Source organism: Pseudomonas sp. BF-RE-25 (assembly GCF_019956105.1).
Taxonomy (GTDB): domain Bacteria; phylum Pseudomonadota; class Gammaproteobacteria; order Pseudomonadales; family Pseudomonadaceae; genus Aquipseudomonas; species Aquipseudomonas migulae.
Genome location: NZ_JAHBDB010000013.1, coordinates 16,687 through 41,187, shown reverse-complemented (window position 1 = coordinate 41,187; position 24,501 = coordinate 16,687). Strand labels below are relative to the sequence as shown.

Genomic DNA, 24,501 nt, shown 5'->3' with positions numbered 1-24,501 from the left:
TCTTAAATTTTGACGTGCTACTTTTTTGTTCAAAAAATAGACAAAAAATCGGGTTTTTCACTACATGTTGTGTTTTGAGTCGATTTTCGCTGGCCTCAGACACAACTAAGCCCGACCGAAGTCGGGCTGTCAGTCACGCTCGATGATCAGCTCAGGCGAGCGGCACCGACGTGGTCTGCGCCATCGGCGGCGAGTTTGCCTGCACCGACATGGTCGGCACCATCGGCAGCGACTTTGGCGGCGCCGGTGTGATCGAAGCCATCGGAAGCGAGTTTGCTTGCACCGACGTGATCGGCACCGTCGGCGGCGACTTTGGCCGAGCCGGTGTGGTCGTAGCCGTCAGAAGCGACAGCGGCTTCGGTGGTGAAAGTGGCCGAGCCCGTGCGGTCGTAACCGTCGGCGGCGAAGGTGTTGGCGGCCAGTACAGACAGGGTCAGGGCGAGGATCAGTTTGGTTTTCATGGTCGTTGCTCCAGGTTCGTTGGCGTTGTGTGCCTTGGTGTGGAATTCATACTACGCCGATGGATTCGATTAAAAAGCGCAAATAAATGCTTAAAGCTATCGTATAAATCGATCTATACGGTTCGGCGCTTTGACTGCCTGGAACATTGCGTCGACTGCTTTCGCCAGCAAGCTGGCTCCTACAGGTCGGTGTGATGATCGGGCATTGGGTCGAACCGTTTTGGGGAGTGCGGGTGATCAGCCGTTGGAGCAGCCGTTACCCATGATGCTGTAGCGCAGAATGTGGCGTTGGCCTTTGGAGTCGTCGTATTCCATTTTCATGGGGACAACTTCGCACACATTGGGGATTTCACTCATGGAGACAACTTTGGCGATATCGAGGTGAGTGGAGTAAGTGTATTCCTCGATGACCGGTTGTTGCTGGGCGACATCAGTCGGGACCTCGTCTGCCATGGCGGTTGCGCACAGGCTGGAGAGGGCCAGAACTAATAAAGCTTTCATTTCGGTTTTACCTTTTAGAGGTCGAGTGGGGTCACGCAACCTTTTTGGGGTTGCGTGTGGAACTTGGTTACCGGTGTTTTGATTAACTGCCTTCGTGGGGGCTGCAACTTGGTTAATCAGGGTTTGCCTTGTTGGCGAGGTGGATTTTAGGCGTGGGGCTGGCATTCATATAGGTGGGGTTTTGATAAACACCTTTGACAGATTTCGTAACAATCGTGGAATACGGTTGTAGGAGCGAGGCTTGCCCGCGAAGAACGATAACGCGGTTTTCAGGTTGACCGCGTTATCGTTCTTCGCGGGCAAGCCTCGCTCCTACAGGGGTTGCGTACATCTGTGCGGGCTTATCACGATAATTTGTAGGGGCTTGTTACTACCATCGTCGAATGGTTCTATAGGCCCGGCCCGGGCTACAACAGGGCCATACAAAAACAACTATTCCACCGAGGTAAGAAAGATGAGTGCGGCTTCTCTGTATCCCGTTCGTCCCGAGGTAGCGGCCAACACGCTGACCGACGAGGCAACCTACAAAGCCATGTACCAGCAGTCGGTCGTCAACCCTGACGGTTTCTGGCGCGAGCAAGCCAAGCGCCTCGACTGGATCAAGCCTTTCACCACGGTGAAGCAGACGTCCTTCGACGATCACCATGTCGACATCAAATGGTTCGCCGACGGCACCCTGAACGTTTCCTACAACTGCCTCGACCGTCATCTGGCCGAGCGCGGCGATCAAGTCGCGATCATTTGGGAAGGGGATGACCCTTCCGAAAGCCGCAACATCACCTACCGCGAGCTGCACGAACAAGTCTGCAAGTTCGCCAACGCCTTGCGCGGCCAGGATGTGCACCGCGGCGACGTGGTGACTATCTATATGCCGATGATCCCCGAAGCCGTGGTCGCCATGCTGGCCTGCACCCGGATCGGCGCGATTCACTCGGTGGTGTTCGGTGGTTTCTCGCCGGAAGCCCTGGCCGGTCGCATCATCGACTGCCGCTCGAAAGTGGTTATTACCGCTGACGAAGGCATTCGTGCCGGCAAGAAAATCCCGCTCAAGTCCAACGTCGACGACGCGCTGACCAACCCGGAAACCAGCAGCATTCAGAAAGTCATCGTGTGCAAGCGCACCGGTGGCGACATCAAGTGGAACCAGCATCGCGACATCTGGTTTGAAGACCTGATGAAAGTGGCGGGCAGTGTCTGCGCGCCGAAAGAGATGGGCGCCGAAGAAGCGCTGTTCATCCTTTACACCTCCGGTTCCACCGGCAAGCCGAAGGGCGTGCAACACACCACCGGCGGCTACTTGCTGTACGCGGCCATGACCCATGAGCGCGTGTTCGACTACCGCCCGGGCGAAATCTACTGGTGCACCGCCGACGTCGGCTGGGTCACCGGCCACAGCTACATCGTCTACGGCCCGCTGGCCAACGGCGCGACCACGCTGCTGTTCGAAGGCGTGCCGAACTACCCGGACATCACCCGGGTGGCGAAGATCGTCGACAAGCACAAGGTCAACATCCTCTACACCGCGCCGACCGCGATCCGCGCGATGATGGCGTCGGGCAAGGCCGCTGTTGAAGGTGCTGACGGCAGCAGCTTGCGTCTGCTGGGTTCGGTCGGTGAGCCGATCAACCCGGAAGCGTGGGACTGGTACTACAAGAACGTCGGCCAATCCCGTTGCCCGATCGTCGATACCTGGTGGCAGACCGAAACCGGCGGCAACATGATGAGCCCGTTGCCAGGCGCTCACGCGCTGAAGCCAGGCTCGGCGGCACGTCCGTTCTTCGGCGTGGTACCGGCACTGGTGGACAACCTGGGCAACATCATCGAAGGCGTCGCCGAGGGTAACCTGGTGATTCTCGATTCGTGGCCAGGCCAGGCGCGCACGCTGTATGGCGACCACGACCGTTTCGTCGACACCTACTTCAAGACCTTCCGCGGCATGTACTTCACCGGTGACGGTGCGCGTCGTGACGAGGACGGTTACTACTGGATCACCGGCCGTGTGGACGACGTGCTCAACGTGTCCGGCCACCGCATGGGCACCGCCGAGATCGAGAGCGCGATGGTTGCGCACCCGAAAGTCGCTGAAGCAGCCGTGGTCGGTGTGCCGCATGACATCAAGGGGCAGGGCATTTATGTCTATGTCACGTTGATCGCTGGTGAAGAGACGAGCGAGCAATTGCGTCTGGAGCTGAAGAACTGGGTGCGTAAAGAGATCGGCCCGATTGCTTCGCCGGATGTGATTCAGTGGGCGCCGGGGCTGCCGAAGACGCGTTCGGGCAAGATCATGCGCCGGATTCTGCGCAAGATTGCGACCGCTGAATATGATGGGTTGGGGGACATTTCAACCCTGGCGGATCCGGGTGTGGTGCAGCATTTGATTGATACGCACAAGACGATGAATGTTGCGTAAGTAGCGTTTGGCGTTATCGAAGCCCTGCCAGGTGTTGAGTCTGGTGGGGCTTTTTGTTGGTTGGGATTTTTGTGTTGGCTGTTCTGGCCCCATCGCGAGCAGGCTCACTCCCACAGGGATTGTTGGCGTACGCAAATTCTGAATTCACTGAAACCCCCTGTAGGAGTGAGCCTGCTCGCGATGGCGATCTATCAAACGCCACATAAACACCAGCCAATAATTATCGGCTTCCCCCGTAGTCCATTTCCCACTGTTACCCACGACCCTTCAAGTAACTGAATGTGTAACCGCCTGCGCCGATACGGGGCATTGCGAAACGCCATAACCCCGCATCAATGCATTTCAACCCCGCAAAAAAATAAGAACCCACGCTGCGCTTGCCGGATTAGAAGGCTTTGCGAATAATAGGCCCGCAATTTGCAATATAGATCGGTTCACTGTCTTTTGCTCTTGCATGAAATTGCAAGGCTGTCAACGTGCCTAAACGGCTTTCTCGGTGCTTCTGTAATTTGTTGTCGCATTGAAGAAATATCGGCTTCGGGCCTGTCGTTAGAATGCCGATCACTCGCTCGTCGTTGCTCGCGTTGAAAACAACGCCGGTTTCCCAGGACGCAGCAACCGCTTTCCGGTTTTACTCATTCGCATAATGGGCTGTTGCTCACTCTGCCGTTTTAGCCCTTTACCGATGGAGTCCCAAGATGAAGAAACTCGTGCTGCTTGGCGCCCTGGCACTGTCCGTGCTGTCCCTGCCAACTTTCGCCGATGAAAAGCCTCTGAAAATTGGCATCGAAGCGGCTTACCCTCCGTTTGCTTCCAAAGCACCGGACGGCAGCATCGTTGGTTTCGACTACGACATCGGCAACGCACTGTGCGAAGAAATGAAGGTCAAGTGCGTCTGGGTCGAGCAAGAGTTCGACGGTCTGATCCCAGCACTCAAAGTGCGCAAGATCGACGCCATCCTGTCGTCCATGTCGATCACTGAAGACCGCAAGAAGTCCGTGGACTTCACCAACAAGTACTACAACACCCCGGCTCGCCTGGTCATGAAGGCCGGCACTCAAGTCAGCGAAGGCCTGACCGAGCTGAAGGGCAAGAACATCGGCGTGCAGCGTGGTTCGATTCACGAGCGTTTCGCCCGCGAAGTCCTGGCCCCGCTGGGTGCCGAGGTCAAGCCGTACGGTTCGCAGAACGAAATTTACCTCGACGTCGCTGCCGGTCGCCTCGACGGCACCGTGGCAGACGCTACGCTGCTGAATGACGGTTTCCTGAAAACCGACGCCGGCAAAGGTTTTGCTTTCGTGGGCCCGGCCTTCACCGACGTCAAATACTTTGGCGACGGCGTAGGTATTGCTGTTCGCAAGGGTGATGCGCTGAAAGACAAGGTCAACACCGCGATCACTGCCATTCGTGAGAACGGCAAGTACAAGCAGATCCAGGACAAGTACTTCGACTTCGATATCTACGGCAAGTAACACGTCCCGGCGACAAGTCCGAATGGCGCAAGCAGCAGGATCTCTGAGGTTTGCGCCATTTTTTCATCCCAACTTTCGAGGATCTGAATCATGTTGAAAGGCTACGGGGCTGTCATCCTCGATGGCGCATGGCTGACGCTTCAGCTCGCCTTGTCGTCCATGGCCCTGGCCATCGTCCTGGGGCTGATCGGCGTTGCGCTGCGTCTGTCGCCGGTGCGTTGGCTGGCCTGGCTGGGCGATCTGTATTCCACGGTGATCCGCGGGATTCCCGATCTGGTGCTGATCCTGCTGATTTTCTACGGCGGTCAGGACCTGCTCAACCGCGTCGCACCGATGCTCGGCTATGACGATTACATCGACCTGAACCCGTTGGCCGCCGGTATCGGCACCCTGGGTTTCATCTTCGGTGCGTATCTGTCGGAAACCTTCCGTGGCGCCTTCATGGCGATTCCGAAGGGGCAGGCCGAAGCCGGTATGGCGTACGGCATGAGCAGTTTTCAGGTGTTCTTCCGGGTGTTGGTGCCGCAGATGATTCGCCTGGCGATTCCGGGCTTCACCAACAACTGGCTGGTACTGACCAAGGCCACCGCGCTGATTTCGGTGGTGGGTCTGCAAGACATGATGTTCAAGGCCAAGCAGGCGGCAGATGCCACCCGCGAGCCTTTCACCTTCTTCCTCGCAGTGGCCGCGATGTACCTGGTGATCACCAGTGTCTCGTTGCTGGCATTGCGTCACCTTGAGAAGCGCTACTCGGTAGGCGTAAGGGCGGCTGATCTATGATCTTCGACTACAACGTCATTTGGGAGGCCCTGCCGCTGTACCTCGGCGGCCTGGTGACCACCCTCAAATTGCTCGCACTGTCATTGTTCTTCGGTTTGCTGTGCGCCTTGCCCCTGGGCTTGATGCGCGTTTCGAAGAACGCGGTCGTCAACATGACTGCCTGGCTCTACACCTACGTGATCCGCGGCACGCCGATGCTGGTGCAGCTGTTTTTGATCTACTACGGTCTGGCGCAATTCCAGGCGGTGCGGGAAAGCTTCCTGTGGCCGTGGCTGTCCAGCGCGACGTTCTGTGCGTGCCTGGCCTTCGCGATCAACACCAGCGCCTACACCGCAGAAATCATCGCCGGCAGCCTGCGCGCCACGCCGAACGGTGAGATCGAAGCGGCCAAGGCCATGGGCATGTCGCGCTTCAAGATGTACAAGCGGATTCTGCTGCCATCGGCCCTGCGCCGGGCGCTGCCGCAGTACAGCAACGAAGTGATCATGATGCTGCAGACCACCAGTCTGGCGTCCATCGTGACCCTGATCGACATCACCGGCGCCGCGCGCACGGTCAACGCTCAGTTCTACCTGCCGTTCGAAGCGTACATCACCGCGGGTGTGTTCTACCTGTGCCTGACCTTCATTCTGGTGAAGCTGTTCAAGCTGGCCGAGCGCCGTTGGCTGGGCTACCTGGCCCCGCGGAAGCACTGATATGGAACGCATCGATCATTCGTTGCCGTGGAGCCACCTGGGCAGCGAACGCCAGATTTCGGTGTTCCGCTTCGGTAGTGGCGAGCGCAAGGCCTACATCCAGGCCAGCCTGCACGCCGATGAATTGCCGGGCATGCGCACGGCCTGGGAGCTGAAAAAGCACCTGACCGAACTCGAAGCCCAAGGCTTGCTTAACGGTGTGATCGAACTGGTGCCGGTGGCCAACCCACTGGGTCTCGGTCAGCTGCTGCAAGGCAACCATCAAGGACGTTTCGAGGCGGGCAGCGGCAAGAACTTCAACCGCGATTTCGTCGAGCTGAGCGCGCCAGTGGCCGCCCAACTCGAAGGGCATCTGGGTGACGATCCGCACGCCAACATCCGCTTGATCCGTCAGGCCATGAGCGATCACCTGGCGGCATTGCCGCAGGCGAGCAGCCAGTTGCAAGGCATGCAGCGCGTGTTGCTCAGCCATGCCTGCACCGCTGATGTGGTGCTCGATTTGCACTGCGATGCCGAAGCCGCGCTGCACATGTACGCGTTGCCGCAACACTGGCCGCAATGGCGTTCGCTCGCCGCGCACCTGAATGTGAAAGTGGGCCTGCTGGCGGAAGATTCCGGCGGCAGCTCCTTCGACGAAGCCTGCTCGCTGCCATGGTTGCGTCTGTCCCGTCAGTTCCCGGACGCACAGATTCCACTGGCCTGTCTGGCGACTACTATTGAATTAGGGGGGCAGGCCGATACCGCTCGCGCTGATGCCGAGGCTTATGCCGAAGGCATTCTCGCGTTCCTCGCCGAGCAAGGCTTGATCAGCGGCGAATGGCCGAAACCTGCGCAGGACGCGTGTGAAGGCATGCCGTTCGAAGGCACCGAATTGCTGTTCGCGCCGCATCCGGGCGTGATCAGTTTTCTGCGTAAACCCGGTGAGTGGATCGAAGCCGGCGACGAGATTTTTGAAGTGATCGATCCGTTATCGGATCGGGTCAGCACGGTGTGTGCTGGTACGTCCGGGGTGCTGTTTGCCATTGAACGGCTGCGTTATGCCCAACCCGGTTTCTGGCTGGCCAAGGTGGCGGGGCGCGAAGCGCTGCGTCACGGGCGCTTGCTCAACGACTGACTGACTGTTTTTGTGAGAACCGACCGCATGTACAAACTTGAAGTCCAAGACCTGCATAAACGCTATGGCAGTCACGAAGTGCTCAAGGGCGTGTCCCTGAAAGCGGCGGCTGGCGATGTGATCAGCATCATCGGCTCCAGTGGCTCCGGCAAAAGTACCTTCCTGCGCTGCATCAACCTGCTGGAGCAGCCGCACGCGGGCAAGATCCTGCTCAACAACGAAGAGCTGAAACTGGTTGCCAACAAGGACGGCGCGCTGAAAGCCGCTGACCCGAAACAGCTGCAACGCATGCGTTCGCGTCTGTCGATGGTGTTCCAGCACTTCAACCTGTGGTCGCACATGACCGCGATGGAAAACATCATGGAAGCGCCGGTCCACGTGCTCGGCATGTCCAAGGCCGAAGCCCGCGAGAAAGCCGAGCACTACCTGAACAAGGTCGGCGTGGCGCATCGTAAAGACGCTTACCCTGGCCACATGTCCGGCGGCGAGCAGCAGCGCGTGGCGATTGCCCGTGCGCTGGCGATGGAACCTGAGGTGATGCTGTTCGACGAACCGACCTCGGCCCTCGACCCGGAACTGGTCGGCGACGTGCTGAAGGTGATGCAGGCCCTGGCCCAGGAAGGCCGGACCATGGTGGTGGTGACCCACGAAATGGGCTTCGCCCGTGAAGTGTCGAACCAGCTGGTGTTCCTGCACAAAGGTGTCGTCGAAGAAAGCGGCAACCCGCGTGAGGTGCTGGTCAATCCACAGTCCGAACGTCTGCAACAATTCCTCTCGGGCAGCCTGAAATAATCAAGACTGCCGTTGTGCACCGGGATAGTGCATGCTTCGCAATTTAGAGGCCAGCCCCGATTTGTAGGAGCCGGCTTGCTGGCGATAGCGGTATGTCTGTGTCAGATATTTAAACTGACCCACCGCTATCGCCAGCAAGCCGGCTCCTACAGGGGATAGTTACCGGTTTTGAGATTTGCGTTCATTTACGGGCTAGCATTGGCCCATGCCTTCATCACTGTTTCGTTTCGGATTGCCCGCCATGACTGCCCATCGAATTGGTTTCCTGATTTGGCCCAGCACTAAAGCACTGACGCTTGCGCTGGCTGAGGAGGCCTTGCGTGTTGCCCAGCGTGTGCATCCGGACGTGGTCTACGAACTGTCGTTCCTGCAGGCCGAACCGTCGACCGAAGGCGCCTGGCAATTGCCGGGTGAACCCTGGGCCGGCAAGCTCGAAAACTTGCAGAAACTGTTCCTGCTCGCCGATGAGCCGCCGACCACCCTCGCGCCGGCGCTCAGCAGTGCGCTGAAACAACTGGTGCGTGCCGGTTGCGTGATCGGTGGTTTGTCCGCCGGTGTTTATCCGTTGGCGCAACTCGGTTTGCTCGACGGTTATCGCGCTGCTGTGCACTGGCGCTGGCAGGACGATTTCGCCGAACGTTTCCCGAAAGTCATCGCCACCAGCCATCTGTTCGACTGGGATCGCGATCGCCTGACGGCGTGTGGCGGCCTGTCGGTTCTCGATCTGTTGTTGGCGGTGCTGGCCCGTGATCACGGCGCCGAACTCGCTGGCGCCGTATCCGAAGAGCTGGTGGTCGAGCGCATCCGCGAAGGCGGCGAGCGCCAACGCATTCCGCTGCAGAACCGCCTCGGCTCCAGCCATCCGAAGCTCACTCAAGCGGTGTTGCTGATGGAAGCGAACATCGAAGAGCCGCTGACCACCGACGAAATTGCCCAGCACGTGTGCGTATCCCGTCGGCAGTTGGAGCGGATCTTCAAGCAATACCTCAACCGCGTGCCGAGCCAGTACTACCTGGAGCTGCGCCTGAACAAGGCCCGGCAGATGTTGATGCAAACCAGCAAGTCGATCATCCAGATCGGCCTGTCGTGCGGCTTCTCCTCGGGGCCACATTTCTCCAGCGCCTACCGCAACTTCTTCGGTGCCACGCCGCGGGAAGATCGCAACCAGCGGCGCAGCAGCAGTCCGTTCGAGTTGTCGTCGGTGCCGTCCGAGCGCGGCTGATCTATTCGTCGATCTCGGAACCCTCAGAGGTGGATACGTACATTTCACCTCGATTGATCACCTCTTCCACGCCAAAGTCGGCACGTGTGCGTTCGAAGTAACTGATCAGCCGCAACAGGCTTTCCTCAGTAAACGGATTGCCCCTCAGCGTAATGTTCTCAGCCACTTCCGCGGGTAACTCCAGCAGGTCGCTGGGCACGTCGGTGATTGCATTGCCGCTCAAGTCTGCCCAGTCCAGTTCCGCCAGTTGTAGCAGGCCATCGGGTATGTCGGTGATGCCGGTGTCGTTGAGCAGAATGGTCGCCAGGTCCGGCATCTGACTCAGGTCAGGTGTCAGCCCCAAGGGGTTGAGGCCCAGATCGAGGTATTCGAGCTGTTCCATTCCTGCCAATCCACCGACCGACTCCACGGACAGACTGACGCGGCAGTTGGGAATCGACAGCGACCTGAGTTGCCCCATCTTGAACAGCGCATCGGGAATGTCGCCGAGGTTGCAGTCGCGCAGCCTCAGGCTTCTCAGGTTCGGGAAGGATTCCAGAAAACGCCCGATGCGCGTCACGCCATCGACACTGTTCAGCTCCAGCGCCGAGACATGGCTGAAGTCAGCGCTGAGGGTCGGCAGTTCCCCGGTGATGACCGGGCGGATGGAGAGTTCATACGACGGCTCAAGCGACTCAGTGAAATCATCCAGGTCTGCGTCATGCTGCCAGCAACGTTGCAGTGCCTCTTTGAATTCATCGCGATTGGCGTGTTCGACAAACTGTTGCATGTCACTGAAGGGTTCACCCGTTAGCGGATGGCTCGGTGGCAGATCGGCTGTCCATGTCGTCAGGTCGTTGCTCAATTGAGCCAGTTCTGCCTCCAGTTGGGTCAGCGCCTCTCGGCCCTCTTCCAGTGTGCCGGGCAGTTCGTAGACGAAGTCGCTGGCCTGCTCGACTTCCATGTTCGGGTAGAGCGCCCTGGCTCGTTCGATATCCGCCTCGGGGGCATAGACGCCCAGATCGTATGAGGTTTCGAGGTAGTGCAGCTTGACGAGTTGCCGAGCGCTGTCGACGAGCGGGTTGTCCGACAGGTGTACGCCGCGCTTGTCGTAGACCACGCTGTCGAACACCCCTTCGGGCAGCTCGGTGATCCGGTTATTGATCAGCATGAGCGTATCGAGTCTGGGGTGCGTGATGGTGCTGGGGGGGATTTCAGTCAGCCCGGTTGCGCTCAGGTCCAGGTGCACGAGCTCGGTAAATGCGCCGACATCGGGTACCACATCAACCGGATTACGGAACAGGTCCAGCATCACCAGTTTGTTCAATGAGGACAGTTTCGACCACGCGTCTGCATCAATCCTGATCGCGCATTCGTTCAGCACCAATGTGTCGAGGTTGGTCATCCGTGGGATGGCGTCGGGCAGGGTGGTCAGGGAGAAGCGCCGCAAGTCGAGGCGACGAAGGTCGCTGAAATTTTGCAGGAAACCGTGAACACCTTGCTCCGCGTGACTGCCCTCCAGGGCGACCATCGAGACGTGACTGAAGTCCGCCGTCAGCACCGGCAGCTCACCCATAATCGGCTCGGCGAACCGCAGCACATAGCGGTCACTGTGCTCTGTCGAGTCGAGATCCCGTGGCGTTTGCCGACGCCAGCTCTGCTGGATTTCCTGGGCCAGCAACCGGCGGTTGTGCTGCTGGGCCTGTTGCTCCAGCTCGCTCAATGGCTGTCTGGTTTCGGGGTGGACCGTGGGGGCTTCCTTTATCCAGGTATCCAGGTCTTCATGCAGCCGTTCGAGTTCATTGCTCAGGCGCGAAAGCTCCACGCGAGCGCCATCGGGGTGGCGTTGCAAGCGGGCGACGACGACGCTGAGTTCATCCTGGGGCAGGCCTGGATAGACCTCGCGAACCCTGTCATTCAGTGTTGGGGTGGGGCGACCTGTTCGGTTGTACCCCTCCGATCCGCCGGGCAGGCGCATGGTCGCCGGGTCATAAAAGGGTTTTCGGTTGGGATGCTTCACCAGCAGCGTGCGCAATGCGGGTTTGTTCTGCGCATGTTCGGCAATGCGTTGTTTGAGTAGCTGACCGTCTTCGGCAGAAAGGCCCAGTGCGCTACGCTCAGCGTCGGGAAGTGTCTGCAGGAGGGCCTGATAAAAGTTGCCCGGCAGAGCCGTGTTTTCATGGACCCGATACGTGCCGTCCTCGGCGTGCACCAATGTCTTGAGGAGCGGTGCGTCGGGCTGGCCAATGCTGTCGCGCAATGTCCCCTCATGGGAGAACTCCCTGACTTCGATGCGCAGGCGAGCAGGCCAGCCAGGCAATGTTTCAAGGCTATGCAGGGCCAGGCGATGAGTGTCTACCGTTTCCATACCCTCCAGATAAAACCCCTCATAGGCTCTGGCGACACGCACCGCGTCCATGGCTTTCAGCGCTACATCCTTGAGGCGCTGGGGCAAGCGGCCGTTGTGCATTTGCTTCAGCTCGGTGCCGCTTGCGTTGCTCACCAGTTCTTGTGCGATGTCCGTGGGCAGTCCCTGTACTTCGCCTTGCAGTAGCAGAACGTGGCGATCGGCGGTTTTTTCAAGTTCACGGTAGCGAGACTGGAACAGCGATCTGCGCTGGTTCAGCGCCTGATAGCGGTCGGGATGGTCGCTGCCAGTCTGCTCGACCAGCGCCTGAATGTCGCGGTCGATCCTGAAGCGCTTGATCGTGTCGGTCAGCAGCGAAGGCGGGCGCTGATTCTCGACGTGGATCTCGCGCAACACGTTGTCGTGAAAACCGCTGATCTGCAGGAGTTGCTCACGCTCGGCAGTATTGAACGACTCGACACTTTGGCCGAGGCGGCGCAGCACGGTTTCCCGGTCCCACGTCAGCGGTCGCTCCAGTGTGGTCTGCCAGGCACCGTGGTTGTTGTGGCGCAGAGCCGGCTGATAGGCGTCGGCCCTGCGCGGGTGTTGAATCTGAAAGCGGCCAGTCTTGCTGTCCGGTTTTACCGAGTAGAGTTTGCCTTCAACGCGCGCCAGTGTTTTGCCTTCATGCTGATACAAACCGAGAGGGTCGGGGCTGGCAGCGTCCGGCAGATCAACGGACTGTTCGTAAGGGGTGAGATCCGGTTTCCAGTATCGGGTTTTGCCTGCGGCTGTCTTGATGGGTTTGAGCGGGGAAATCAGCGTCACCGCCTCGCGAGACATGAGGCCATTGAACGCGCCGGCCGCCATGACACCGCCCACCGCGAACGTCCCGAGTTCAACCACCGTCTCGGCGATCGTCATCAAGTGTCCGAACGCTTCGGTTTTCAGGCCTTCGGCCCAGTCGATGATGCCTTCGAACGTGTCGTCGAGCACTTGGTAGGCCATGTAGGCGAGCATCAATTCGCCCAGAAACGGAACAAAAGGCAGGGCAACGAACGACGCCACTTCAAGGATCTTTTTGGCGACATTGCTGAAGGCGTCCCACGCCGCCCATCGCGCCGCTCGGTCGGCACTGGCGGTAGAGACCGCAAGGGTGCGTGCGTCATTGAGCAGTTTGTTCAATTGCTGCTGGTAGAGGTGAGTCCACAGATCGTTTCTGATCGGGCTCACCGAGAATTGCAGGTTGGGCTTGTCGATGGGGGTGTCGCGCCAGCTCGGCAGCGGATCACCGCGCAGGTGTTCATGCCAGGTCACGGCGCGGAGGCGACTGTTGAGGTCGGCGAAAAAGTGGCCTCGTTCCTGATGATCGATGAACCGGCTGAAGAACGCCTGGTAAGCAGGCGAGCGCAGTTTGCGGGTCAGCTCGGTCAAGAACGCCAGGGTGTCGGGGTATTGTTTGAGCGGGTGTTCCGGGTCGTCGGGGATGTAGACGACGATCCGCGACCGCTGGGAGGTGAGTTCAAGTCGCGGCGCGAAAATGACAATGCCGGTCAGCAATGAAGACATCAGGCTCAGGTCGTGACAGTGCAGTCGCCAGTTGTCCAGCCCCACGTTTTCGCGGCCCTCGATCATGTCGAGAATCGATTGCCCTGCATCCAGCGGCAGGTCGCCACGGACCTGGGCCAGATGCAGGGCTGATAGCAGGGCGGCCTTGTGCGTCTTGATCACGCTCGACTTCAACACGGCAGCGGCTACCGGGTTGGTAAACCCCAGGTTTTCCTTGAGGTGGGTCTCGTATCGACCGCCGATATCCAGCTCCCTGCACAACCGGGTGAAGTGCTGAATGGAGAGTTGGCGCTTGATCGCCGGCAATGTATCGAATTGCCCGGTGGACGAGGGTTCGGTGATGAACGTCGAGGCAGATTCGTAAGCCTGCGCTTCGGTTTCCGAATCCTGAAAGTTGTGCAGGGCGGCGTCGAGCAGCGAGACCGTCCAGGTGCGCGCGGCACCGGTCTTGATCGGGAACCACGGAACGGTCTGCGGAATGTACAGGCGCAGGAAGGTCGTCTTGACGTCCAGTTCCAGGCCGTACCGGGTTTTCAATGCGTCACGCAGAAGCGGTTCGGCAAAGTCCCGGGCGTTCTGCAATTTATCCAGCATGGATTCCAGGTGGTTACGCTGGGTCAGATAGTGCGTGCTGGCCGCTCTCAATGATTGGTGCTGCTGGCGGGTTGCCTGGGCGTGCCATTGAGGGATGTCCAGCCGCGCGCTTTTCAGCGCAGTGCGCGTAGCGGGCGATGCTGTTAATAGCCAGTCGGGCAGATTGTGGAACGCATGCTGGAAATGTGCGTCTGGCTGAGCCGTAAGCTCGGGGTCATGCTGAATCATGGCGCTAGTCCGTTAGCGTTTGGATGGAGCCCAAGGAAAACAAACGATGAAGCACGGTGTGCGGTACATATTTACCGCACCGTTCGACAAGCCTGCCTATAACCTGTGCCGCCGGTTTAAACTGCGCCTTTGCGACGCTATATGTCGCATTGCCGTAAACCCGGCTGAAACCGGGGTTTGCGCTATAAGAAGTTGTCGCTTGGCGGCAAGGCCGGGCTGAAAACTGTCCTTACAATCCCCCCATCGCTCGCCAGTTTCCGGCGAGTGTTCCTCTTCAGGAGACTCCGATGTCCGTTGAGCACGCTGCGGTAGAACGCGCCGATTTCGACCAGGTAATGGTTCCCAACTATGCGCCTGCCGCCTTCATTCCTGTGCGTGGCGCCGGTTCCCGCGTATGGGACCAGTCTGGCCGCGAGCTGATCGACTTCGCCGGCGGGATTGCCGTTAACGTATTGGGCCATGCGCACCCGGCGCTGGTCGGTGCCTTGACCGAGCAGGCGAACAAGCTGTGGCACGTGTCCAACGTGTTCACCAACGAGCCTGCCCTGCGTCTGGCGCACAAGCTGATCGACGCAACCTTTGCCGAGCGTGCGTTCTTCTGCAACTCCGGCGCCGAAGCCAACGAGGCCGCTTTCAAGCTGGCCCGTCGTGTCGGCCATGATCGGTTTGGCAGCGAGAAGTACGAAATCATCGCCGCGCTCAACAGCTTCCACGGCCGTACCCTGTTCACCGTGAACGTCGGTGGCCAGTCGAAGTATTCCGACGGTTTCGGTCCGAAAATCACCGGCATCACCCATGTGCCGTACAACGATCTGGCTGCGCTGAAAGCCGCCATTTCCGACAAGACCTGCGCTGTGGTCCTGGAGCCGATCCAGGGCGAGAGCGGTGTGATCCCGGCCGAACTCGAATACCTGCAAGGCGCCCGTGACCTGTGCACCGCGCACAATGCGCTGCTGATTTTCGACGAAGTGCAGACCGGCATGGGCCGTACCGGCCATCTGTTTGCCTACCAGCATTACGGCGTGATCCCGGACATCCTGACCAGCGCGAAGAGCCTGGGCGGCGGTTTCCCGATCGCAGCCATGCTGACCACCGAAGACCTGGCCAAACACCTGGTCGTCGGCACCCACGGCACCACCTACGGCGGTAACCCGCTGGCGTGCGCCGTCGCCGAAGCGGTGATCGACGTGATCAACACCCCTGAAGTGCTGGCTGGCGTTAACGCCAAGCACGACAAATTCAAGGCTCGCCTGGAGCAGATCGGCGAGAAATACGGCCTGTTCACCAAGGTTCGTGGCATGGGCCTGTTGATCGGTTGCGTGCTGAGCGAGGCCTGGAAAGGCAAGGCGAAGGACATCTTCAACGCCGCCGAGCGCGAAGGCCTGATGGTCCTGCAAGCCGGCCCGGACGTGGTGCGTTTTGCGCCAAGCCTGGTGGTTGAAGACGCCGATATCGATGCCGGCCTGGATCGTTTCGAGCGCGCTGCGGCAAAACTGACGCAAGCCTGATAGACCCTTCGACGCCTGATGATTTCAGGCGTCGAACCCAATTTTGATGCCGGCCCCGCTTTTCTGTAGGAGCGAAGCTTGCTCGCGAAGGTGTGTCAGTCGACATCACTGTGACTGACACACCTTCGCGAGCAAGCTTCGCTCCTACAAGGGCCGGCTTATTTTCCTCAAAGAGTATGAGAAAGGAGTGACACCATGCTGGTGATGCGCCCCGCGCAAATGGCTGATCTGGGCGAGGTACAGCGTCTGGCTGCGGACAGCCCGATTGGTGTCACTTCCTTGCCGGATGACGTTGAACGCCTGAGCGACAAGATCGCCGCGAGCGAAGCCTCGTTCGCTGCCGAAGTCAGCTTCAACGGTGAAGAGAGCTATTTCTTCGTCCTCGAAGACACTGCCACCGGCAAACTGGCCGGCTGCTCGGCCATCGTTGCCTCGGCCGGTTATTCCGAGCCGTTCTACAGCTTCCGCAATGAAACCTTCGTGCACGCCTCCCGCGAGCTGAAGATTCATAACAAGATTCACGTGCTCTCCCAGTGCCACGACCTGACCGGCAACAGCTTGCTGACCAGTTTCTACGTACAGCGCGAGTTGGTGGGTTCGCCGTGGGCCGAGCTCAACTCCCGTGGCCGCTTGCTGTTCGTGGCCAGCCATCCGGAGCGCTTTGCCGATTCCGTGGTGACCGAGATCGTCGGTTACAGCGATGAAAATGGCGACTCGCCGTTCTGGGACGCCATCGGTCGCAACTTCTTCGACCTCAACTACGCCGAAGCCGAGCGTCTGTGCGGTCTGAAGAGCCGCACGTTCCTCGCCGAGCTGATGCCGCATTACCCGATCTACGTGCCGTTGCTGCCGGACTCCGCGCAAGAAGCGATGGGCCAGGTGCACCCACGGGCGCAGATCACTTTCGACATCCTGATGCGCGAAGGCTTCGAGACCGATCACTACATCGACATTTTCGACGGTGGCCCGACGTTGCATGCGCGTGTTTCGGGGATCCGTTCGATCGCCCAGAGCCGTGTAGTGCCGGTGAAAATCGGCGAGCCGGTCAAAGGCGCAGGGCGTCAGTACCTGGTGGCCAATGCGCAGTTGCAGGATTACCGCGCCGTGTTGCTCGAGCTCGATTACGCGCCGGGCAAACCCGTGACCCTGGATCTGGAAGCGGCCGAAGCCCTGGGCGTCGGTGAAGGTGCAAGCGTGCGCCTGGTGGCGGTTTAACGCCTGCTTTTCAACCTAGAAAGCAGCAAGTGTTTCGCGGGTGGCGCAAGCGGCCCGTTTGAGGAGATAGCATGATCGTTCGTCCCGTACGCAGCAGCGATTTACCCGCTCTGATCGACCTGGCCCGCAGCACCGGCACCGGCCTGACCACCTTGCCGGCCAACGAAGAGCGTCTGGCCCATCGGGTCGGCTGGGCCGAGAAGACCTTTCGCGGCGAGGCCGGGCGCGGCGATGCGGACTATCTGTTCGTCCTCGAAGACGACAACGCTCGTGTGGTGGGCATTTCCGCCATTGCCGGCGCCGTCGGCCTGCGTGAGCCCTGGTACAACTTCCGGGTCGGCCTGACGGTCAGCGCTTCGCAAGAGCTGAACATCTACCGCGAAATCCCGACGCTGTTTCTGGCCAACGACCTGACCGGCAACTCGGAATTGTGCTCGTTGTTCCTGCACGCCGATTTCCGCACCGGCCTCAACGGCCGCATGCTGTCCAAGGCGCGAATGCTGTTCATCGCCGAGTTCCCGCAACTGTTCGGCAACAAGATCATTGCCGAAATGCGCGGTGTCTCCGACGAAGCAGGGCGTTCGCCGTTCTGGGAAAGCCTGGGTCGACACTTCTTCAAAATGGAATTCAGCCAGGCCGATTACCTGACCGGCGTGGGCAACAAGGCGTTCATCGCCGAACTGATGCCGAAATTCCCGCTGTACACCTGCTTCCTGTCGCCGGATGCACGTAACGTGATCGGTCAGGTTCACCCGGACACCGAGCCGGCGCTGGCCATGCTCAAGAGCGAAGGTTTCAGCTACCAGGGCTACGTCGACATTTTCGACGCCGGCCCGGCCATCGAATGCGAAACCGGCAAGATCCGCGCCGTGCGAGACAGTCAGGCGCTGGTGTTGGCCGTTGGCACGCCGGGTGACGACGCCACGCCATTCATCATTCACAACCGCAAGCGCGAAGACTGCCGGATCACTGCCGCTCCCGCACGTCTTGCCGCCGGTACGCTGGTGGTCGATCCGCTGACCGCCAAACGTCTTCAACTCAACGCCGGCGATCAAGTGCGCGCCGTTCCGTTGTCTGCTGCTCGGGAGTCGAAATAATGAATTCGCTATACATCGCAGGTGAATGGCTGGCCGGTCAGGGTGAAGCCTTCCAATCGTTGAACCCGGTGACCCAGCAAGTGCTGTGGGCCGGCGAGGGCGCTACCGCTGCTCAGGTTGAGTCCGCCGTGCAAGCCGCGCGTCAGGCGTTTCCGGGTTGGGCCCGTCGTACTTTGGAAGAACGTATCTCGGTGCTGGAAGCCTTTGCTGGCGCGCTGAAAAACAACGCTGACGAACTGGCGCGTTGCATCGGTGAAGAAACCGGTAAACCGCTGTGGGAAGCGGCGACTGAAGTGACCAGCATGGTCAACAAGATTGCGATTTCGGTGCAGAGCTACCGCGAACGCACCGGCGAGAAGAGCGGCCCGCTGGGCGACGCCACCGCCGTATTGCGCCACAAGCCACACGGCGTGGTCGCGGTTTTCGGTCCTTACAACTTCCCTGGTCACTTGCCCAACGGTCACATCGTGCCGGCGCTGCTGGCCGGTAACAGCGTGCTGTTCAAACCGAGCGAGCTGACCCCGAAAGTCGCCGAACTGACGGTCAAGTGCTGGATCGAAGCCGGCCTGCCAGCCGGCGTGTTGAACCTGCTGCAAGGCGCTCGCGAAACCGGTATCGCCCTGGCGGCGAACCCGGGTATCGACGGTCTGTTCTTCACCGGTTCGAGCCGTACCGGCAATCACCTGCACCAGCAGTTCGCCGGTCGTCCGGACAAGATCCTCGCGCTGGAGATGGGTGGTAATAACCCGTTGGTGGTCGATGAGGTCGCTGATCTGGATGCAGCGGTGTACACCATCATTCAGTCCGCTTTCATTTCTGCCGGTCAACGTTGCACCTGTGCCCGCCGCTTGCTGGTGCCGCAGGGCGCTTGGGGCGACACGCTCCTGGCGCGTCTGGTGGCGGTCAGCTCGACGATTGAAGTCGGTGCGTTCGATCAGCAGCCCGCGCCGTTCATGGGGTCGGTGATTTCCCTCGGTGCGGCAAAAGCGCTGATGGATGCGCAGGAGCATCTGCTGGCCAATGGCGCCGTGACGTTGCTGGAAATGACTCAGCCTGAGGCACAAGCCGCGTTGCTGACTCCAGGTATTCTGGACGTGACCGCCGTTGCCGATCGTCCTGACGAAGAGCTGTTCGGCCCGTTGCTGCAAGTGATCCGCTACGCTGATTTTGAAGCGGCCATCGCAGAAGCCAACGACACCGACTATGGCCTGGCGGCCGGTTTGCTGTCGGATTCCGAAGCGCGTTATCAGCAGTTCTGGCTGGAAAGCCGTGCCGGTATCGTCAACTGGAACAAACAGCTGACCGGTGCTGCGAGCAGCGCACCGTTCGGCGGCGTCGGCGCCTCGGGCAACCATCGCGCCAGCGCCTATTACGCGGCAGATTACTGCGCGTACCCGGTGGCCTCGCTGGAAACGCCGAGCCTGACGTTGCCAGCGGCCCTCACGCCTGGCGTGAAAATGGCGTGATGCCCATCGCCAGCAGGCTGGCTCCCACAGGTTCGGTGGTGTTCACACATTTTGTGTACCACCCAATCACTGTGGGAGCCAGCCTGCTGGCGATGACCGCAACGCGGTCGTACTGAATAGTTACTGAAGCCTATAAAAACAGATTCTCGTGGAGCCTCGCTGATGAAATCCTATGAAGTCAATTTTGACGGTCTAGTGGGGCCGACCCATAACTACGGCGGCCTGTCCTACGGCAACGTCGCGTCCCAGAGCAACAGCCAGCAGTCTTCGAACCCGAAGGAAGCCGCGCTGCAAGGCCTGGCGAAAATGAAAGCGCTGATGGAAATGGGCTTTCAACAAGGCGTTCTGGCCCCGCAAGAGCGTCCTGATGTCGCCGCCCTGCGTCGCCTGGGCTTCAGCGGCACCGACGCGCAAGTGATCGAGCAAGCTGCAAAAGACGCGATGCCGTTGCTGGTCGCCAGTTGCTCGGCGTCGAGCATGTGGGTGGCCAACGCCGCCACGGTCAGCCCGAGCGCCGACACCGCCGACGGTCGCGTGCATTTCACCGCCGCCAACCTCAACTGCAAATACCACCGCAGCATCGAGCACCCGACCACCAGCCGTGTACTGGGTGCAATGTTCGCTGATCAGAAGCACTTCGCTCACCACGCGGCGTTGCCGGCCGTGGCGCAATTCGGTGACGAAGGCGCAGCGAACCACACGCGTTTCTGCCGTGAATACGGTGAAGCCGGCGTCGAGTTCTTTGTGTTCGGTCGCAGCGCGTTCGATAACCGCTACCCGGCACCGCAGAAATACCCGGCGCGCCAGACCCTCGAAGCCTCGCAAGCTGTTGCCCGTCTGCACGGTTTGAGCGATGACGGCGTGGTCTACGCCCAGCAGAATCCTGCGGTGATCGATCAGGGCGTGTTCCACAACGACGTGATCGCGGTAGGTAACGGCGAGGTGCTGTTCTATCACGAGGACGCGTTCCTCGACACCGAACAGATGCTGGCCGAGCTGCAAAGCAAACTCGCCAAGGTCGGCGGAAAATTCCAGTCGGTGTGTGTGCCCCGTTCGGCGGTTACCGTGGAAGACGCGGTGCGTTCCTACCTGTTCAACAGCCAGTTGCTGTCGCGTCCTGACGGCTCGATGCTGTTGATCGTGCCGGAAGAGTGCCGTGGCAACGAACGCGTCTGGCAGTACCTGCAAAGCCTGACCAGTTCTGGCGGTTTGATCCGCGAAGTCAAAGTCTTCGATCTGAAGCAAAGCATGCAGAACGGCGGTGGCCCCGCGTGCCTGCGTTTGCGCGTGGCACTGAATGAAACCGAACTGGCGGCCGTCAACCCAGGGGTTATCATGACGGCACCGTTGTACGGCACGCTGACCGAATGGGTCGAAAAGCACTACCGCGACCGCATGGCCGAAACCGACCTTGCGGACCCGCAATTGTTGCTTGAGTGCCGGACGGCACTGGATGAACTGACGCAAATCCTTAAACTGGGCGCGGTTTATCCATTCCAGATCAATTGAACGTCGAGAGCGTAAAACACATGAGCGATACCCTGCAGCTGATCCTTGAAGACACCGACGGCACGCAACTGGAAACTTCCTGCACCCGCGTCGCTGTCATTTGGCAAGGCAAAGAGCTGTGGATTCAGCACGATGGCCGCGGCCAATTGCTGATCGGCGTGGACGTCGAAGAAGGTGACGCTGAATACGCCAACCTGCTGCTGCGCCCATTGGCGACTAATCTGGTAAGTCTGCAACTGGAAATGGAACCGGCTGAAGTCGGCGACGAAGACCACGTGCACGGCCCGGATTGCGCCCACGACCACTAAGGAAACCGCTCTATGCTCGCCCTCGGCAAACTGCTTGAACTGACCCTCGCCGGCCGCGAACCGGCGGAGAAGACTCAACTGACTGTCGAAGGCGTGCGCATGCGCTGGTTGAGCGAAGGTGCGCTGGAAGTCCGGCCACCTGAGGCTCGCGACAATGGCCTGGACCTGCTGCTGTCAGCCGGGATCCATGGCAACGAAACAGCGCCGATCGAGTTGCTTGATCGCCTGTTGCATGACATCGCTCGCGGCGACTTGAAGCCGCGCGCACGTATTCTGTTCCTGTTCGGCAACCCGGAAGCGATTCGCAAGGGCGAGCGCTTTATCGAGCAGGACGTCAATCGGCTGTTCAACGGCCGTCACGAACAAACCAGCGGCTCCGAAGCCCTGCGTGCCTGTGAACTGGAGCGGCTGGCGGCCAGTTTCTTCAGCCTGCCGGATCGCGATCGTCTGCATTACGACCTGCACACGGCGATTCGTGGCTCGAAGATCGAGCAGTTTGCGTTGTATCCGTGGAAAGAAGATCGCCAGCATTCCCGTCAGGAACTGGCTCGCCTGCGCGCCGCCGGTATGGAAGCGGTGTTGCTGCAAAACAAGCCGTCCATCGTTTTCAGTTCCTACACCTACGACAAGCTGGGTGCCGAGTCTTTCACCCTGGAATTGGGCAAGGCGCGGCCGTTCGGGCAAAACGACGGGGTCAACGTCTCCCTGCTGGAAACCCGCCTTAAACAGATCATCGAAGGCACCGAGCCGGAACTGACCGAAGAGGCGCTGAATGGGTTGCAGTTGTTCAGCGTGGCACGGGAAATCATCAAGCACAGCGATAGCTTCCGCTTGAACCTGCCGGCGGACATCGAGAATTTTTCGGAACTGGAAGTGGGTTATCTGCTGGCCGAAGACATCGCCCAGACGCGCTGGATCATCGAAGAAGAGGGCGCGCGGATTATCTTCCCGAACCCCAAGGTCAAGAACGGCCTGCGCGCCGGCATCCTGATCGTGCCGACCACCGACGAAAACCTGGCCTGACTGGCGCCACCGCCCCCCTGTAGGAGCGAGCCTGCTCGCGATGAACCCGAGAACGCCGCGGGGAGCCAGACTTCCCGCGTTATCGTTGACGACCATCGCCGGCAAGCCGGTCTCGCTCCCACAGGGGGGTTGGGTGAGGTCATAAAACCGCACCCAAGCAGCAGATTTTGTGTTTAGACGGCTACTGCGCGTGGCTCAGTACGACGCAACGCCCGAATCTTGCTCAGCGTATCCGCACACGTCTTCGCCGCTTCCTGGCCTTTGTGCACGAAATGCTCGAAGAAGAACTTCTGATGTTCTTCGCCGGCATGGAAGTGGTGCGGGGTCAGGGACACCGAGAACACCGGCACTTCGGTTTCCAATTGAACCTGCATCAAGCCGCTGACCACAGACTGGGCGACGAATTCGTGACGGTAGATCCCGCCGTCCACCACCAGGGCTGCCGCGACAATACCGGCATAACGGCCGGTCTTGGCCAGCAACTTGGCGTGCAGGGGCATTTCAAAGGCGCCGCCGACTTCGAAGAAGTCGATGTCGGATTCCTGATAACCCTGAGCAATCATTTCTGCGACGAAGCCCTTACGGCTCTGATCGACGATTTCCTTGTGCCAGCAGGCCTGGATGAACGCAACGCGCTCGCCCTGATGGTGTTTGCTTTTGCTGTCGATTGCGGTGGGTTGCATGTTCTGACTCCTGTTTATGTATAAAACAGGGCATATGAATCGAATGGGATTTAAGGGTACACAGGCACAAATGCCTGCGGACGGCGCTTTGGTATAGAGCCTAGGCGGCGCCAATCCCGTTCTCTCTTCATCCGGACTATGACCGTCGGCCCCGGGATCACACCGGGTCTGCTGACCTTGCCTTCACACACCGCCGAAGCCGTGCCTGTCGCCAAGCGCTCGCGGGCTATGCGCATTGCGCGCAATTACCGCCGGTGGGGAGTTGCACCCCGCCCTGAGAACGTTTTGCCGACAGATTGTCTGGCGGCGCAGCGTTTTTAACACATATTTCTCAGCCGTGCATTGCTGCTATCTGATGATTGCTATCGACTTTTTCGCTCACTTGCTGCGTCTTTTCCTCGCCCAAGGGTTGATTATTCGTCGACATGACCGCAGTAATTCCATTCCGAAAGGGATTTTCCCCTGCTTACCGAGGCCAGATTCATGAGCGTTATCGATCTTCGCAGCGACACCGTCACTCAGCCGACTCCAGGGATGCTCGACGCGATGGCCAACGCGGCCACCGGTGACGACGTCTACGGTGAAGATCCGACGGTCAATCGTCTGGAAGCCGAGTTGGCGAAACGCCTGGGCTTTGCCGCGGCGCTGTTCGTGCCGACCGGCACCATGAGCAACCTGCTGGGCCTGATGGCGCACTGCGAGCGCGGTGACGAATACATCGTTGGCCAACAGGCGCACACGTATAAGTACGAAGGTGGCGGCGCGGCGGTGCTCGGTTCGATCCAGCCGCAACCGCTGGAAGTGCAGGCCGACGGCTCGCTGGACCTGACTCAGGTGGCTGCCGCGATCAAACCGGACGATTTCCATTTCGCCCGCACCCGCTTGCTGGCGCTGGAAAACACCATGCAGGGCAAGGTGCTGCCGCTGGAGTATCTGGCCCGGGCGCGTAGTTTCACTCGCGAACACGGGTTGCAACTGCACCTCGACGGCGCTCGCCTGTACAACGCGGCGGTCAAACTGGGTGTCGATGCCCGGGAAATCACCCAGCATTTCGATTCGGTGTCGGTCTGCCTGTCCAAGGGGCTGGGCGCGCCGATCGGTTCGGTGTTGTGCGGCTCGGTCGAGTTGATCGGCAAGGCGCGCCGTCTGCGCAAGATGGTCGGCGGCGGCATGCGTCAGGCCGGGATTCTGGCGGCGGCGGGGTTGTACGCTCTGGACAATAACGTTCAGCGTCTGGCGGACGACCATGCCAACGCGCAATTCCTCGCGGACGGACTGCGAAAAGCCGGTTACGAAGTCGAACCGGTGCAAACCAACATGGTTTATGTGCAGATGGGCGACAAGGCCGAGGCGATCAAGGCGTTTGCCGCTGAGCGCGGGATCAAACTCAGCGCCGCCGGTCGTCTTAGAATGGTCACGCACATGGACGTGAGCCGCGCGCAAATCGAGCAAGTCATCGCGACATTCGTCGAGTTTTCGCGCAACTGACAGCGTTAGCCGTCCAATTGACCGTTTCTATCGTATAAAC

At 59.8% G+C, this 24,501-nt stretch carries 19 protein-coding genes and 1 riboswitch; of the genes, 15 read left to right on the top strand and 4 right to left on the bottom strand.

What is annotated here, in order from left to right:
* Positions 1–146: 146 nt before the first annotated feature.
* Together KGB24_RS07775 and KGB24_RS07770 are read right to left on the bottom strand one after the other, a co-directional pair.
* Positions 147–461, bottom strand: a complete 315-nt coding sequence (locus tag KGB24_RS07775) for a hypothetical protein (RefSeq protein WP_223415580.1) — start codon at positions 459–461, stop codon at positions 147–149.
* A gap of 237 nt (positions 462–698) precedes the next feature.
* Entirely contained in the window at positions 699–962 is a 264-nt protein-coding gene (locus tag KGB24_RS07770) for a DUF2790 domain-containing protein (RefSeq protein ID WP_008034878.1), read from the bottom strand.
* A gap of 454 nt (positions 963–1,416) precedes the next feature.
* Between KGB24_RS07770 and acs the strand changes: the two genes are divergently transcribed.
* From acs to argR, 7 genes are all read left to right on the top strand, one after another.
* Positions 1,417–3,372 carry an acetate--CoA ligase gene (acs, locus tag KGB24_RS07765; RefSeq protein WP_008034880.1) on the top strand — a complete coding sequence of 652 codons (1,956 nt, stop codon included), beginning with the start codon at positions 1,417–1,419 and terminating at the stop codon, positions 3,370–3,372.
* Positions 3,373–4,070: 698 nt separating this feature from the next.
* Positions 4,071–4,844 (top strand): ABC transporter substrate-binding protein, encoded by a 774-nt coding sequence (locus tag KGB24_RS07760; protein WP_008034882.1) that lies wholly within the window; start codon positions 4,071–4,073, stop codon positions 4,842–4,844.
* Positions 4,845–4,934: 90 nt separating this feature from the next.
* Positions 4,935–5,624 (top strand): ABC transporter permease, encoded by a 690-nt coding sequence (locus KGB24_RS07755; RefSeq protein ID WP_007951063.1) that lies wholly within the window; start codon positions 4,935–4,937, stop codon positions 5,622–5,624.
* Entirely contained in the window at positions 5,621–6,319 is a 699-nt protein-coding gene (locus tag KGB24_RS07750) for an ABC transporter permease (protein WP_223413662.1), read from the top strand. The genes KGB24_RS07755 and KGB24_RS07750 overlap by 4 nt, the downstream gene beginning before the upstream one ends.
* A 1-nt stretch (position 6,320) precedes the next feature.
* Positions 6,321–7,433, top strand: a complete 1,113-nt coding sequence (locus KGB24_RS07745; protein ID WP_223413663.1) for a M14 family metallopeptidase — start codon at positions 6,321–6,323, stop codon at positions 7,431–7,433.
* Between the two features lie 27 nt (positions 7,434–7,460).
* Positions 7,461–8,225, top strand: coding sequence for an ABC transporter ATP-binding protein (locus KGB24_RS07740; RefSeq protein WP_008034888.1), 765 nt, complete (start codon positions 7,461–7,463; stop codon positions 8,223–8,225).
* Between the two features lie 241 nt (positions 8,226–8,466).
* Positions 8,467–9,447 (top strand): transcriptional regulator ArgR, encoded by a 981-nt coding sequence (argR, locus tag KGB24_RS07735; protein WP_008033121.1) that lies wholly within the window; start codon positions 8,467–8,469, stop codon positions 9,445–9,447.
* Between the two features lies 1 nt (position 9,448).
* Here the strand turns inward: argR and KGB24_RS07730 are convergent, their stop codons facing one another.
* Positions 9,449–14,164, bottom strand: a complete 4,716-nt coding sequence (locus KGB24_RS07730) for a dermonecrotic toxin domain-containing protein (RefSeq protein ID WP_223413665.1) — start codon at positions 14,162–14,164, stop codon at positions 9,449–9,451.
* Between the two features lie 287 nt (positions 14,165–14,451).
* Here KGB24_RS07730 and KGB24_RS07725 point away from each other — a divergent pair, with 287 nt between their 5' ends.
* The 7 genes from KGB24_RS07725 (at position 14,452) to astE (ending at position 22,290) form a co-directional block, all read left to right on the top strand.
* Positions 14,452–15,672 carry an aspartate aminotransferase family protein gene (locus tag KGB24_RS07725; RefSeq protein WP_008033117.1) on the top strand — a complete coding sequence of 407 codons (1,221 nt, stop codon included), beginning with the start codon at positions 14,452–14,454 and terminating at the stop codon, positions 15,670–15,672.
* Positions 15,673–15,867: 195 nt separating this feature from the next.
* A complete protein-coding gene (gene aruF, locus KGB24_RS07720; RefSeq protein ID WP_008033116.1) occupies positions 15,868–16,887 on the top strand; it encodes an arginine/ornithine succinyltransferase subunit alpha in 1,020 nt (339 codons plus the stop codon).
* A gap of 71 nt (positions 16,888–16,958) precedes the next feature.
* Positions 16,959–17,984 carry an arginine N-succinyltransferase gene (gene astA / locus KGB24_RS07715; protein WP_008033114.1) on the top strand — a complete coding sequence of 342 codons (1,026 nt, stop codon included), beginning with the start codon at positions 16,959–16,961 and terminating at the stop codon, positions 17,982–17,984.
* On the top strand, positions 17,981–19,450 hold the full coding sequence (astD, locus tag KGB24_RS07710; RefSeq protein WP_177318891.1) for a succinylglutamate-semialdehyde dehydrogenase: 1,470 nt from the start codon (positions 17,981–17,983) through the stop codon (positions 19,448–19,450). The genes astA and astD overlap by 4 nt, the downstream gene beginning before the upstream one ends.
* Before the next feature lie 162 nt (positions 19,451–19,612).
* Complete coding sequence (gene astB, locus KGB24_RS07705) at positions 19,613–20,959, top strand: N-succinylarginine dihydrolase (RefSeq protein ID WP_008033110.1); 1,347 nt, start codon at positions 19,613–19,615, stop codon at positions 20,957–20,959.
* A gap of 20 nt (positions 20,960–20,979) precedes the next feature.
* Entirely contained in the window at positions 20,980–21,267 is a 288-nt protein-coding gene (locus KGB24_RS07700; protein ID WP_008033108.1) for a hypothetical protein, read from the top strand.
* 12 nt (positions 21,268–21,279) lie between these two features.
* Entirely contained in the window at positions 21,280–22,290 is a 1,011-nt protein-coding gene (gene astE, locus KGB24_RS07695; RefSeq protein WP_008033106.1) for a succinylglutamate desuccinylase, read from the top strand.
* A 173-nt stretch (positions 22,291–22,463) separates the two neighbouring features.
* Here astE and KGB24_RS07690 read toward each other — a convergent pair whose 3' ends face one another.
* On the bottom strand, positions 22,464–22,973 hold the full coding sequence (locus KGB24_RS07690; RefSeq protein ID WP_008033105.1) for a 6,7-dimethyl-8-ribityllumazine synthase: 510 nt from the start codon (positions 22,971–22,973) through the stop codon (positions 22,464–22,466).
* 114 nt (positions 22,974–23,087) lie between these two features.
* A riboswitch (FMN riboswitch) is annotated at positions 23,088–23,259 on the bottom strand.
* Between the two features lie 197 nt (positions 23,260–23,456).
* Here KGB24_RS07690 and ltaE point away from each other — a divergent pair.
* Positions 23,457–24,461: a low-specificity L-threonine aldolase gene (gene ltaE, locus KGB24_RS07685; protein ID WP_223416381.1), complete on the top strand. Its 1,005-nt coding sequence runs from the start codon at positions 23,457–23,459 to the stop codon at positions 24,459–24,461.
* Positions 24,462–24,501 lie beyond the last annotated feature (40 nt).